9 protein-coding genes are annotated in these 13330 nt (G+C 57.1%); 4 read left to right on the forward strand and 5 right to left on the reverse strand.

Annotated features, from left to right (window positions below):
- The first annotated feature begins 20 nt into the window (after nucleotides 1-20).
- A complete protein-coding gene (locus AC0TOY_RS05960) occupies nucleotides 21-1655 on the forward strand; it encodes a dihydroxyacetone kinase subunit DhaK (RefSeq protein WP_473721605.1) in 1635 nt (544 codons plus the stop codon).
- A gap of 49 nt (nucleotides 1656-1704) precedes the next feature.
- Here the strand turns inward: AC0TOY_RS05960 and ahr are convergent, their stop codons facing one another.
- The 5 genes from ahr to pepA form a co-directional block, all read right to left on the reverse strand.
- Nucleotides 1705-2724 (reverse strand): NADPH-dependent aldehyde reductase Ahr, encoded by a 1020-nt coding sequence (gene ahr / locus AC0TOY_RS05965; RefSeq protein WP_473721606.1) that lies wholly within the window; start codon nucleotides 2722-2724, stop codon nucleotides 1705-1707.
- A gap of 83 nt (nucleotides 2725-2807) precedes the next feature.
- Entirely contained in the window at nucleotides 2808-3311 is a 504-nt protein-coding gene (locus tag AC0TOY_RS05970; protein ID WP_111967955.1) for a GNAT family N-acetyltransferase, read from the reverse strand.
- A 122-nt stretch (nucleotides 3312-3433) separates the two neighbouring features.
- Nucleotides 3434-6289, reverse strand: a complete 2856-nt coding sequence (locus AC0TOY_RS05975) for a valine--tRNA ligase (RefSeq protein ID WP_473721607.1) — start codon at nucleotides 6287-6289, stop codon at nucleotides 3434-3436.
- Nucleotides 6289-6732 (reverse strand): DNA polymerase III subunit chi, encoded by a 444-nt coding sequence (holC, locus tag AC0TOY_RS05980; protein ID WP_008502815.1) that lies wholly within the window; start codon nucleotides 6730-6732, stop codon nucleotides 6289-6291. The genes AC0TOY_RS05975 and holC overlap by 1 nt, the downstream gene beginning before the upstream one ends.
- Before the next feature lie 118 nt (nucleotides 6733-6850).
- The gene (gene pepA, locus AC0TOY_RS05985) at nucleotides 6851-8362 is read right to left on the reverse strand and encodes a leucyl aminopeptidase (protein ID WP_024906344.1); all 1512 of its coding nucleotides are present in this window, start codon (nucleotides 8360-8362) and stop codon (nucleotides 6851-6853) included.
- 266 nt (nucleotides 8363-8628) lie between these two features.
- Between pepA and lptF the strand changes: the two genes are divergently transcribed.
- The 3 genes from lptF to arcB all read left to right on the forward strand — a co-directional run bounded on the left by lptF (nucleotide 8629) and on the right by arcB (nucleotide 13280).
- A complete protein-coding gene (gene lptF, locus AC0TOY_RS05990; protein WP_024906345.1) occupies nucleotides 8629-9729 on the forward strand; it encodes an LPS export ABC transporter permease LptF in 1101 nt (366 codons plus the stop codon).
- Nucleotides 9729-10811 (forward strand): LPS export ABC transporter permease LptG, encoded by a 1083-nt coding sequence (gene lptG / locus AC0TOY_RS05995; RefSeq protein WP_024906346.1) that lies wholly within the window; start codon nucleotides 9729-9731, stop codon nucleotides 10809-10811. The genes lptF and lptG overlap by 1 nt, the downstream gene beginning before the upstream one ends.
- Before the next feature lie 135 nt (nucleotides 10812-10946).
- Nucleotides 10947-13280, forward strand: coding sequence for an aerobic respiration two-component sensor histidine kinase ArcB (gene arcB / locus AC0TOY_RS06000; RefSeq protein WP_473721608.1), 2334 nt, complete (start codon nucleotides 10947-10949; stop codon nucleotides 13278-13280).
- Nucleotides 13281-13330: the final 50 nt, after the last annotated feature.

A 13330-nucleotide genomic window follows, 5' to 3' on the forward strand; every position in this document is an offset into this window, starting at 1 on the left:
TCACAAAATAGTGGGAAACTATGTCCAGATTCTTCTTTAACGATCGCAAACAGCTGGTCAACGATGCCATTGAAGGCATACTGCTTTCTGCGCCACATGCCAATCTCGTCAAGCTTGATATCGATCCGGCCATCAGGATCGTCGCACGTGGCGACTGGGACAAAAGCCGCGTGGCGGTGATCTCCGGCGGCGGCTCAGGCCACGAACCCGCACACGCCGGGTTTGTCGGCAAAGGGATGCTGACGGCGGCAGTGTGCGGCGATCTGTTTGCCTCGCCGAGCGTGGATGCGGTGCTGAATGCCATTGTGGCGGTCACGGGCGATCGCGGCTGTCTGCTGATCGTCAAAAACTACACCGGCGACCGCCTGAACTTTGGTCTGGCGGCCGAAAAGGCCAAGCGCTATGGCCTGAAGGTGGAGATGGTGATTGTGGCAGACGATATCGCGCTGCCGGATAACAAGCAGCCGCGCGGTATTGCCGGTACGGCACTGGTGCACAAGATTGCGGGCTATGCGGCGGAGCAGGGGAAATCGCTGAGCGAGGTGCGGGAGATTGCGCAACAGGCCTGCGATAACCTCTGGAGCCTGGGCGTGGCGATGCAAACCTGCAACCTGCCGGGCAGTGACGATGAAGAGGGGCGCATTAAGCAAGGCCACGTCGAGCTGGGTCTGGGCATTCACGGCGAGCCCGGCGCTTCCGTCGTGGATACGCAGAACAGCAAAGCGATTATCGACACGCTGGTGACGCCGCTACGCGCGCAGGCGGGAGAGGGGCGCTTTGCGGTATTGATTAACAATCTTGGCGGCGTATCGGCGCTGGAGATGGCGCTGCTGACCAAAGAGCTGGCGCATTCGGCGCTGAAAGAGGAGATCGCGTATCTGATAGGCCCCGCGCCGCTGGTGAGCGCGCTGGATATGAAAGGCTTTTCTCTGACGCTGCTGAAGCTTAACGATTTCTTCAAAAAGGCGATTCACGCCGAGGTTGAAACGCTGGGCTGGCAGAAGCCCGTGGCGTTTGCGCCGCTGCGCACCGTGGCGCATAGCGCTATTCACGATCGCGTGGAATACACACCGTCTGACAATCCGCAGGTGGGTGAGTATGTCTCCTCGGTAACGAGGACGCTGATCCAACTCGAAAACCGTCTGAACGCGCTGGATGCCAAAGTGGGCGATGGCGATACCGGCTCCACCTTTGCGCAAGGGGCGCGGGATATTGCGCAGCGCCTGGAGGAGAACACGCTCCCGCTTAATGACGTGTCTAAGCTGCTGCTGCTGGTTGGCGAGCGGCTGGCTACGGTGATGGGCGGGTCGAGCGGGGTGCTGATGTCGATCTTCTTTACGGCGGCCGGGCAAAAGCTGCATGACGGACACGCCCTGCCGGATGCGCTGTTGAGCGGACTGGCGCAGATGAAGCAGTACGGCGGAGCGGATCTTGGCGATCGCACGCTGATCGATGCGCTGCAACCGGCGCTGGAGGCGTTACAGAAAGGCAATATTCAGGCGGCAGCGCAGGCCGCGCAGCAGGGCGCAGAAGCAACGTCGAAAATGGCGAAAGCCGGCGCGGGACGCTCGTCGTATGTCAATAAAGAAAACCTGGATGGGGTGATGGATCCGGGAGCGGTCGCGGTAGCGGAAGTATTTAACGTATTGGCGTAGCAGTGAAAGTAGGCCGGGTAAGGCGAAGCCGCCACCCGGCAAACTCACATCAGAAATCTGCTTTCAGCACCACGCGGTAGCGGGCTTTGCCGTCGCGCACGTGCTGGATCGCTTCGTTGATTTTCGACATCGGATACAGTTCGGTGGTCGGCGCCACTTTGGTGCGTCCGGCGAATTTCATCAGTTTGCGCAACTCGTACGGCGTACCGGTAGCGGAGCCTGACACGCTGCGATCCCCACCGATCAGGGTAAACGCCGGAACCGGCAGCGGCTTCATCACCGCACCCACGGTGTGGAAGTTACCGCCGTAGGCCAACGCTTCAAAGTACGGCTGCCAGTCGAGATCGACGTTAACGGTGTTGATGATCAGGTCAAACTGGCCCGCCAGCGCGTTCAGCGCTTGCGGATCGCGGCTGTTCACCACTTTATCCGCCCCCATAGCCAGCACTTCTTTCTCTTTCGCCGGGTTCGAGCTGAACGCCGTGACTTCACAGCCCATCGCGTGCAGCAGCTTGATGGCGATATGCCCAAGGCCACCAATACCGATGACGCCCACGCGGCTGGTGGCGGTGATATGGTGCATCAGCAGGGGTTTGAAGACGGTGATACCGCCGCACAGCAGCGGACCGGCGGATTCGATATCAATGCTGTCCGGCAGCGGGATGACCCATTGCCAGTCGGCGCGCAGCTTGTCGGCGAAACCGCCTTTGTTCAGAATGGTGGGAACGGCGCCTTCGAGGCAGTTGATCTGATTACCGCTGATACAGGCATCGCAGTGGCCACAGCTGCGTGCCGTCCAGCCAATGCCCACGCGCTGGCCCACTTTCAGCCCTTTGTCCTGCGCGGCGCTACCGAGCGCCACGACGCGGCCAATAACTTCGTGTCCGGCAACCAGCGGATAGCTGGAGAAGCCCCATTCGTTGTCGATCATCGAGAGATCCGAGTGGCAGATCCCGCAGTAATCAACCTGTACTTCGACGTCTTCTGCTTTTAGTTCGCCCGCGTCGTACTCGTACAGCTCAAGTTCTGCACCCGCCTGCGGTGCGGCGTAGCTTTTTATCTTCGACATCGTGTTTCCCCCGTTGTGGTGTGAACTGAGAGTGTAGAGCATTCAGTTTACAGCCGCTTAACAGAAGAGGGCAGGAACGAAAGTTACAGACTTTTCAGCATCCTGACTTCGCAATCAACGTGGCCGGTACAGCCCAGCGGCGCATCGATATGCTCAAAGCCCAGATGTTCATACAGGCCGATGGCCTCTTTGAGGAAGGCGGTCGTTTCCAGGTAGCAGCGGGTAAAGCCCTGCTTGCGCGCGTGGTCCAGCGCCATCAGCGCCAGCTTTTTGGCCAGTCCTTGTCCGCGTGCCGTTGGCAGGAAATACATTTTTTGCAGTTCGCAGATATCCGGCTCGCTGCAACTGAGGGGCGCCACGCCGCCACCGCCCACCACCTGGCCATTCTGCTCGATTACCCAGTAGGCATGCCCTGGCTGGCTGTAGAGCTGGAAAAGCGCGTCCAGGTTCGGGTCCGCAACCGTGTAACCTTTGTCAGCCGTCAGGCCATATTCGGCAGAAACGGTGCGAATAACGGCGGCGATAGCCGGGTTATCCTGCTCAGTGATCCGACGCATCGTCGTCGCGACGGGGGTAATCACGCTCATAGCATTACTCATTACAAAATTGACACATAACTGCTGTTAATAGCACCGCAGAAGGGGGAGTGCAAGCGAGGAGTTTTCAGGAAGGTTACCCCTTACGCCCTGAAGCGTAAGGGGTAAAAGCATTACAGCGCGGCGATAACCGCCTGCTGCTCAATCAGCTTGGTCTTCGCATCGGCGAAGGCAACCAGGCGCTCACGCTCTTTCGCGATGACCGCTTCCGGCGCGCGGGCGACAAAGCCTTCGTTCGCCAGCTTGCTTTCGATTTTGCCAATTTCCACGTCGACTTTCGCCACTTCTTTCGCCAGACGAGCCAGCTCAGCGTCTTTATCGATCAGACCTGCCATTGGGATCAGCAGCTCGGCGCCGTCGATGATTTTGGTCACGGAAACCGGACCTTTGTCATCCGCAGGCAGCACGGTGATGCTTTCCAGGCGCGCCATGGTCTTGAGGAAGGTGTTGTTCTCGGTGACGCGACGAACAGCCGCTTCGCTGCAGCCGCGCAGCAGCAGTTCCAGCGGTTTGCCCGGGGCGATGTTCATTTCAGCACGAATGTTACGCACCGCAACGATCGCCTGTTTCAGCCACTCGGTATCCGCGGACGCCGCTTCATCAACCTTAGCCGCATCGAATGCCGGGAACGGCTGCAGCATGATGGTGTCAGCGTTGATGCCTGCAATCACCTTCACGCGCTGCCAGATGGTTTCGGTGATAAATGGAATGACCGGATGCGCCAGGCGCAGCAGACCTTCCAGAACGGTAATCAGCGTGTTGCGCGTGCCGCGCAGTTCCGCCTCAGTACCGCCGTTCATCACCGGCTTCGCCAGCTCCAGATACCAGTCGCAGAACTGGTTCCAGGTGAATTCATACAGGATGCCCGCCGCGATATCGAAGCGGTAGCTGTCCAGAGCCTCGCGGAACGCTTTCACCGTCTGGTTGAATTCCGCCAGGATCCAGCGGTCCGCCAGAGACAGGGTCATCTCGCCGCCGTTGAAGCCGCAGTCCTGATCTTCCGTGTTCATCAGCACGAAGCGGCTGGCGTTCCACAGCTTGTTGCAGAAGTTGCGGTAGCCTTCCAGACGCTTCATGTCCCAGTTGATGTCACGACCGGTAGAGGCCAGTGCCGCCAGGGTGAAGCGCAGGGCGTCGGTACCGTGAGACTCGATCCCGTTCGGGAACTGCTTCTCGGTGCGCTTGCGGATTTTCTCAGCCAGCTGCGGCTGCATCATGTTGCCGGTACGTTTTTCCAGTAGCTCTTCCAGAGAGATACCGTCAACCATGTCCAGCGGGTCAATAACGTTACCCTTGGACTTGGACATCTTCTGGCCTTCGTCGTCGCGGATCAGACCGGTCATGTAGACGGTATGGAACGGAACCTGCGGCTTGCCGTCTTCGTCTTTGATGAAGTGCATGGTCATCATGATCATGCGGGCAATCCAGAAGAAGATGATGTCGAAGCCGGACACCATCACGCTGGTCGGGTGGAACTGACGCAGCGCGTCGGTGTTTTCTGGCCAGCCGAGGGTGGAGAAAGTCCACAGCGCGGAGGAGAACCAGGTGTCCAGCACGTCTTCGTCCTGACGCAGGGCAACGTCCGCGCTCAGGTTGTTTTCCTGACGCACTTCGTCTTCGGTGCGGCCAACGTAGACGTTGCCGTCGTTGTCGTACCATGCCGGGATACGGTGACCCCACCACAGCTGGCGGGAGATACACCAGTCCTGAATATCGCGCATCCAGGAGAAGTACATGTTTTCGTACTGCTTCGGCACGAACTGAATGCTGCCGTTCTCAACCGCTTCAACAGCCGGTTTCGCCAGCACGTCGGCACGCACGTACCACTGGTCGGTCAGCATTGGCTCGATAACCACGCCGCCACGGTCGCCGTACGGCACGGTCAGATCGTGAGGTTTGATCTCTTCCAGCAGGCCGAGTGCGTCGACGGCAGCAACGATCGCTTTACGCGCGGCAAAGCGTTCCAGCTTCTGGAACTCCGCAGGGATGTCGCTGGAGTAAACGTCAGACTCTTCGCCTTTGGTGTCATACACTTCTGCGCTTTCGCGGATATCGCCGTCGAAGGTCAGAATGTTGATCATCGGCAGGGCGTGACGACGACCCACTTCATAGTCGTTGAAGTCGTGCGCCGGGGTGATTTTCACGCAGCCGGTGCCTTTTTCCATATCGGCGTGTTCGTCGCCCACAATCGGAATACGGCGGTTTACCAGCGGCAGCACCACGAATTTGCCAATCAGATCTTTATAACGCGGATCTTCCGGGTTAACGGCCACGCCGGTATCGCCCAGCAGGGTTTCCGGACGGGTGGTCGCGACCACCAGGTAATCTTTACCGTCGGCGGTTTTTGCGCCGTCGGCCAGCGGATAGCGGATATGCCACATGGAGCCCTTGGACTCGCGGTTTTCCACTTCCAGGTCAGAAATTGCGGTGCGCAGTTTCGGATCCCAGTTGACCAGGCGTTTGCCACGGTAAATCAGGTCTTCTTTGTACAGACGGACGAAGACTTCTTTCACGGCGTTGGAGAGGCCTTCATCCATGGTGAAGCGCTCGCGCTCCCAGTCCACGGAGTTGCCGAGGCGGCGCATCTGACGGGTAATCGTGCCGCCGGATTCCGCTTTCCACTGCCAAATTTTGTCGATGAACGCGTCGCGACCGTAGTCGTGGCGGGTTTTCCCTTCTTCAGCGGCAATTTTACGCTCAACCACCATCTGGGTCGCGATACCCGCGTGGTCAGTCCCCGCCTGCCACAGGGTGTTTTTACCCTGCATGCGCTGGTAGCGGATCATGGTGTCCATGATGGTCTGCTGGAAAGCATGACCCATATGCAAACTGCCGGTGACGTTCGGCGGCGGGATCATGATGCAGAAGGACTCTTTGCTTTCGTCGCCGTTAGGCTTGAAATAGCCCTGCTGTTCCCAGTGCTCGTAAAGCGGCTGTTCGATATCGCGTGGGTTATATGTCTTTTCCATTATTTCCAGGTTGCCGTATTCAGGTTAAAACCAGCCAGGCGGTACGCTTTATAGCGTTCGCGCGCCAGTTGTTTCAAAGATTCTTCGTAAGGGACAAAGTCTACCACTTCTGTGAAAGCGGTGGCAAAATCTGCAAAATCTATCCGCAGGCTAATAAGAATGTCGCGCGCGCTGCTGTTGCGCTTTTGCGGCCAGGCAATTTCAACCGGTGCTCCGCCGCGTGGCCCTTCGCCTGACAGGTTATGCGGAACAAAACTCTCCGGCGGGCGAGCCCACAGCGCTTCATCGAGACGAATCGCCTGCTGCTCATCTTCACAGGCGATCAACACGCGTTTGCCTGCGCGCCAACGTTCTGCGGCAATTTCACACACCAGCTGTTCGACGGCGCTGAGGCCATCCTGATGGGTGTCGTTGTCCAGAAGGTAGAACGTTGCATTCTTCATATATGGGGCTTCTTGTCGTGGATTTAAATGCAAAGCCGGGTGGCGCTACGCTTACCCGGCCTACGGTTGAGTGACGCTGTAGGCCGGGTAAGGCGAAGCCGCCACCCGGCGTTTTACATCATTCGTCGCCGTTAAAACCCGCGCGATTGAGCAGGAACTGCGACAGCAGCGCCACTGGACGACCGGTTGCGCCTTTGGCTTTGCCGGAGCGCCATGCGGTGCCCGCGATATCCAGGTGCGCCCAGTTGTACTTGCGGGTGAAGCGTGCCAGGAAGCAGCCCGCGGTGATCGCCCCGCCAGGACGTCCACCGATGTTTGCCATATCCGCGAAGTTAGACTCCAGCTGCTCCTGATATTCGTCACCCAACGGCAGACGCCATGCGCGGTCACCGGCCTGTTCCGAGGCGCCGATAAGCTCGTGCGCCAGCGGATTGTGGTTCGACATCAGGCCGGTGATGTGGTGGCCCAGCGCAATCACACAGGCGCCGGTGAGCGTGGCGACGTCAATGACCGCTTCAGGCTCGAAGCGCTCAACGTAGGTCAGCACGTCACACAGCACCAGACGGCCTTCGGCGTCCGTATTCAGCACTTCAACGGTCTGGCCGGACATGGTGGTCAGCACGTCACCCGGACGATAAGCACGCCCGCCAGGCATGTTTTCGCAGCCCGCCAGTACGCCGATAACGTTAATCGGCAGCTGAAGTTCAGCGACCATGCGCATCACGCCGTAAACCGCCGCCGCGCCGCACATGTCGTATTTCATCTCGTCCATGCCTTCGGCAGGCTTGATGGAGATACCGCCGGAATCGAAGGTCAGGCCTTTACCGACCAGCACGACAGGGCGCGCGTCTTCGGCCGGGTTGCCCTTGTACTCGATGACGGACATCAGGGATTCATTCTGCGAGCCGTTACCGACCGCCAGGTAAGAGTGCATTCCCAGCTCTTTCATCTGTTGTTCGCCGATGACGCGGGTAATGACGTTTTTGCTGTAGGCGTCGGCCAGCTGACGCGCCTGAGAGGCCAGGTACGCCGCGTTACAGATGTTAGGCGGCATGTTGCCGAGATCTTTGGCCGCTTTAATGCCGGCTGCGATCGCCAGACCGTGCTGGATCGCGCGTTCGCCGCTGGTCAGTTCGCGACGGGTTGGCACGTTAAAGACCATTTTACGCAGCGGACGACGCGGCTCGCTTTTATTGGTCTTCAGCTGATCGAAGCTGTAGAGGCTCTCTTTTGCCGTTTCGACTGCCTGACGCACTTTCCAGTAGGTGTTACGCCCTTTGACGTGCAATTCAGTCAGGAAGCAGACGGCTTCCATTGAGCCGGTATCATTCAGCGTATTGATTGTTTTCTGAATCACCTGCTTATACTGACGTTCATCCAGCTCGCGTTCTTTGCCGCAGCCAATCAGCAGAATACGCTCTGACAGTACGTTCGGAACATGGTGCAGTAACAGCGTCTGCCCAGGTTTGCCTTCCAGTTCGCCACGGCGCAGCAGGGCGCTAATATAGCCGTCACTGATTTTATCGAGTTGCTCGGCGATCGGGGAGAGTCGGCGTGGTTCAAAGACGCCCACAACGATGCAGGCACTCCGCTGTTTCTCCGGGCTACCGCTTTTTACACTGAACTCCATGCACTACGCTCCTGAATCTTAAAGACAACGGCGGCTGCTACGGATAGAATTGAAACCTTTCGTAACTCATGTCCGCTGTTGTGGTGACTTCGTGTTAATCTTACGTTACTACGGTTTCGACACGTCAGAAAAAGTCCTGAAGCGTGAATCCGCTGGATGTTTTAATCTTAGCGATGATTTCGACGACTCAAGAGAATAAATGACGTTTAAGCCATGAAACAAGCGAAATTCCTGCAAAGAGACGGGTTTTTACGGGCGTATTTAAAGTGATAATCATAAGATATCTGGTGCGGGAGACGCTCAAAAGCCAACTGGCGATCCTCTTCATCCTGCTGCTGATTTTTTTCTGTCAGAAGCTGGTTAAGATCCTCGGTGCGGCCGTTGACGGCGAAATTCCAACAAATCTGGTGCTTTCCCTGCTTGGTTTAGGGATCCCGGAAATGGCGCAGCTCATCCTGCCGCTAAGTCTTTTCCTTGGCCTGCTCATGACGCTTGGGAAACTCTACACCGAGAGTGAAATCACGGTGATGCATGCCTGTGGCCTGAGCAAAGCGGTACTGGTGAAAGCGGCCATGATACTGGCGCTGTTCACGGGTATTGTTGCCGCGGTGAATGTGATGTGGGCGGGCCCCATGTCTTCCCGTCATCAGGACGAAGTGCTGGCCGAAGCGAAAGCCAACCCCGGCATGGCGGCGTTAGCCCAGGGGCAGTTCCAGCAGGCGACCGACGGCAACTCCGTGCTGTTTATTGAGAGCGTTGACGGCAGTAAATTCAACGACGTCTTCCTGGCGCAGTTACGTCCCAAAGGTAACGCGCGTCCTTCCGTGGTGGTTGCAGATTCCGGTCAGCTTGCTCAGCGCAAAGATGGTTCTCAGATCGTGACGCTGAATAAAGGCACCCGTTTCGAAGGCACCGCGATGCTGCGCGACTTCCGTATCACGGATTTCCAGAACTATCAGGCCATTATCGGCCATCAGGCGGTGGCGCTCGATCCAACGGATACCGAGCAAATGGACATGCGGACCCTCTGGAATACCGATACCGACAGAGCGCGCGCTGAGTTCCACTGGCGTATTACGCTCGTCTTCACCGTGTTTATGATGGCGCTGATTGTCGTTCCGCTGAGCGTGGTGAACCCTCGCCAGGGACGCGTGCTCTCTATGCTGCCGGCGATGCTGCTTTACCTGATCTATTTCCTGCTGCAAACCTCGATTCGTTCTAACGGCGCGAAGGGTAAGCTGGACCCTATGGTCTGGACATGGTTCGTCAACAGCCTGTACATCTTACTGGCGCTAGGGTTAAACCTGTGGGATACGGTGCCTGTGCGCCGCATACGTGCCCGATTCTCGCGTAAAGGAGCCATCTAATGCAGGCGTTTGGCGTTCTTGATCGCTATATCGGTAAAACCATTTTTACCACCATCATGATGACCTTGTTCATGCTGGTGTCGCTCTCCGGCATTATCAAATTTGTCGATCAGCTGAAAAAAGCCGGGCAGGGGAGCTATGACGCGATGGGCGCGGGGATGTATACCCTGCTCAGTGTGCCGAAAGATGTGCAGATCTTCTTCCCGATGGCGGCCCTGCTGGGCGCGCTGCTGGGGCTGGGAATGCTGGCGCAGCGTAGTGAGCTGGTCGTTATGCAGGCCTCAGGCTTTACCCGCATGCAGGTCGCGCTGTCGGTAATGAAAACCGCGATCCCACTGGTGCTGTTGACCATGGCGATCGGCGAGTGGGTCGCGCCGCAGGGCGAACAGATGGCGCGTAACTACCGTGCGCAGGCAATGTACGGTGGCTCACTGCTCTCGACTCAACAAGGTTTATGGGCGAAAGACGGTAAAAACTTCGTCTACATCGAGCGGGTAAAGGGGAATGACGAACTGGGTGGGGTGAGCATCTACGCTTTCGATGACCAGCGCCGTCTGGAGTCCGTTCGCCACGCCTCTTCGGCGAAATTTGACGCCGAACATAAGCAGTGGCGGTTGTCCCAGGTTGATGAATCTAACCTGACCGATCCGAAACAGATTACGGGTTCTCAGACGGTAACCGGGACGTGGAAGACCAACCTGACGCCCGATAAGCTCGGGGTCGTGGCGCTGGATCCAGACGCGCTCTCCATCAGCGGTTTACACAACTATGTGAAATACCTGAAGTCGAGCGGGCAGGATGCGGGACGTTATCAGCTCAACATGTGGAGCAAAATCTTCCAGCCGATGTCCGTGGCGGTGATGATGCTGATGGCGCTGTCGTTTATCTTCGGCCCGTTACGCAGCGTGCCGATGGGCGTGCGCGTCGTGACCGGTATCAGTTTCGGCTTTGTGTTCTACGTGCTCGACCAGATCTTCGGTCCGCTGACGCTGGTTTATGGCATTCCGCCGATAATTGGTGCGCTGCTGCCAAGCGCCAGTTTCCTCCTGATCAGCCTCTGGCTGTTGTTGAAACGCTCCTGATTGACCTCTCCTCGCTTCCGGTTCACCGGGAGCGAGGCTAATCTCCTGTTTCACCCCGCACTTTTTCTCACAACCTTCAACGCCTCGCCCTGAATTTGAGTATTATTGAGCGATAAAGTCGTGAAGGGATCCTCTATGAAGCAAATTCGAATGCTTGCCCAGTATTACGTCGACCTGATGATGAAGCTTGGGCTGGTGCGTTTCTCTATGCTGCTTGCGCTGGCACTGGTCGTTCTGGCCATTGTCGTGCAAATGGCCGTCACCATGGTTCTGCATGGTCAGGTCGAGAGTATCGACGTCATCCGCTCCATCTTCTTTGGCTTGCTTATTACCCCCTGGGCGGTCTACTTCCTTTCCGTGGTGGTTGAACAGCTGGAAGAGTCCCGACAGCGATTGTCTAAGCTGGTCGATAAACTGGAAGAGATGCGCGAGCGCGACCTGAAGCTCAACGTCCAGCTTAAAGACAACATTGCGCAGCTGAACCAGGAGATTTCAGATCGTGAGAAGGCGGAGGCCGAGCGCCAGGCCACGCTGGAGCAGCTGAAAATCGAAATGAAAGAGCGTGAGGTCACGCAGATCCAGCTTGAGCAGCAATCCTCTTTCCTGCGGTCATTCCTCGATGCTTCGCCGGATCTGGTGTTTTACCGTAATGAAGATAAAGAGTTTTCCGGCTGTAACCGGGCGATGGAGTTGCTCACCGGGAAAAGCGAGAAGCAGCTGATTAACCTGAAACCGCAGGACGTTTACTCTGAAGAGGCGGCGGCCAAGGTCATGGAGACCGACGAAAAAGTCTTCCGTCATAACGTCTCGCTGACCTATGAACAGTGGCTGGATTACCCGGACGGACGCAAAGCCTGCTTTGAGATCCGTAAGGTGCCCTACTATGACCGCGTGGGGAAACGCCATGGCCTGATGGGCTTTGGCCGCGACATTACCGAGCGTAAGCGCTATCAGGATGCCCTTGAGCGTGCCAGCCGCGACAAGACCACCTTTATCTCCACCATCAGCCACGAGCTGCGTACGCCGCTTAACGGCATCGTCGGGCTGAGCCGTATTCTGCTGGATACCGACCTGACCGCAGAGCAGGAAAAATACCTCAAGACTATCCATGTTTCGGCGGTCACGCTGGGTAATATCTTCAACGATATTATTGATATGGATAAGATGGAGCGCCGTAAAGTTCAGCTTGATAATCAGCCTGTTGATTTCACCAGCTTCCTTGCCGATCTGGAAAACCTGTCCGGCCTGCAGGCGCAGCAGAAGGGGCTAAGTTTTGTCATGGAGCCAACCCTGCCGCTGCCGCATAAAGTGGTGACTGACGGCACGCGTTTGCGCCAGATCCTGTGGAACCTGATCAGCAACGCGGTGAAATTTACCCAGAAGGGGCAGGTTGCGGTACGCATCCGCTTTGACGAAGGCGACATGCTGCACTTTGAGGTAGAGGACTCCGGGATGGGTATTCCGCAGGAGGAGCAGGACAAAATCTTCGCCATGTACTACCAGGTGAAGGACAGCAACGGCGGAAAACCAGCTACCGGAACGGGCATTGGCCTGGCGGTCTCTAAACGACTGGCGAAGAGCATGGGGGGCGATATCACCGTTGCCAGCCAGCCGGGTAAAGGGTCAACCTTCACGCTGACGGTCCATGCGCCGGCGGTGGCGGAAGAGGTAGAAGATACCTTTGAAAATGACGATATGCCGCTGCCTGCGCTGCACGTCCTGCTGGTGGAAGACATTGAGCTGAACGTGATCGTGGCGCGCTCCGTGCTGGAAAAACTGGGCAACAGCGTCGATGTCGCGATGACCGGTAAGGCTGCGCTGGAGATGTTTAAACCGGGTGAATACGATCTTGTTCTGCTGGATATTCAGTTACCGGATATGACCGGGCTGGATATCTCGCGCGAGCTGACGCGTCAGTACGCGGCCGACGAACTGCCGCCGCTGGTTGCCCTGACGGCGAACGTACTGAAAGATAAAAAAGAGTATCTCGATGCCGGTATGGACGATGTACTCAGCAAGCCGCTGGCGGTGCCTGCTCTGACCGCCATGATTAAGAAGTTCTGGGATACCCGTAATGAAGAGGAGAGCACCATGACGTCTGTTGATAGCGCAAAAGCCCAAACGATACTCGATACCGCGATGCTGGAGCAGTACATCGATCTGGTCGGCCCGAAACTGATTACCGATGGTCTGGCGGTGTTCGAAAAAATGATGCCGGGCTATCTGAGCGTGCTGGAATCAAACCTGACGGCGCGTGACCAGAAGGGCATCGTGGAAGAAGGACATAAAATTAAAGGTGCCGCCGGTTCGGTTGGCCTACGCCACCTGCAGCAGTTGGGTCAACAGATTCAGTCACCTGATTTACCTGCATGGGAAGATAACGTGGGTGATTGGGTTGAAGAGATGAAGCAAGAGTGGCAAAACGATGTGGCGGTGCTTAAAGCCTGGGTTGACGCCAGAAAAAAATGACCCCGGATTAACCGGGGTGCGCGAATACTGCGCCAACACCAGGGAAATCG

The sequence above is a fragment of the Enterobacter sp. PL_is379 genome (assembly GCF_055817355.1).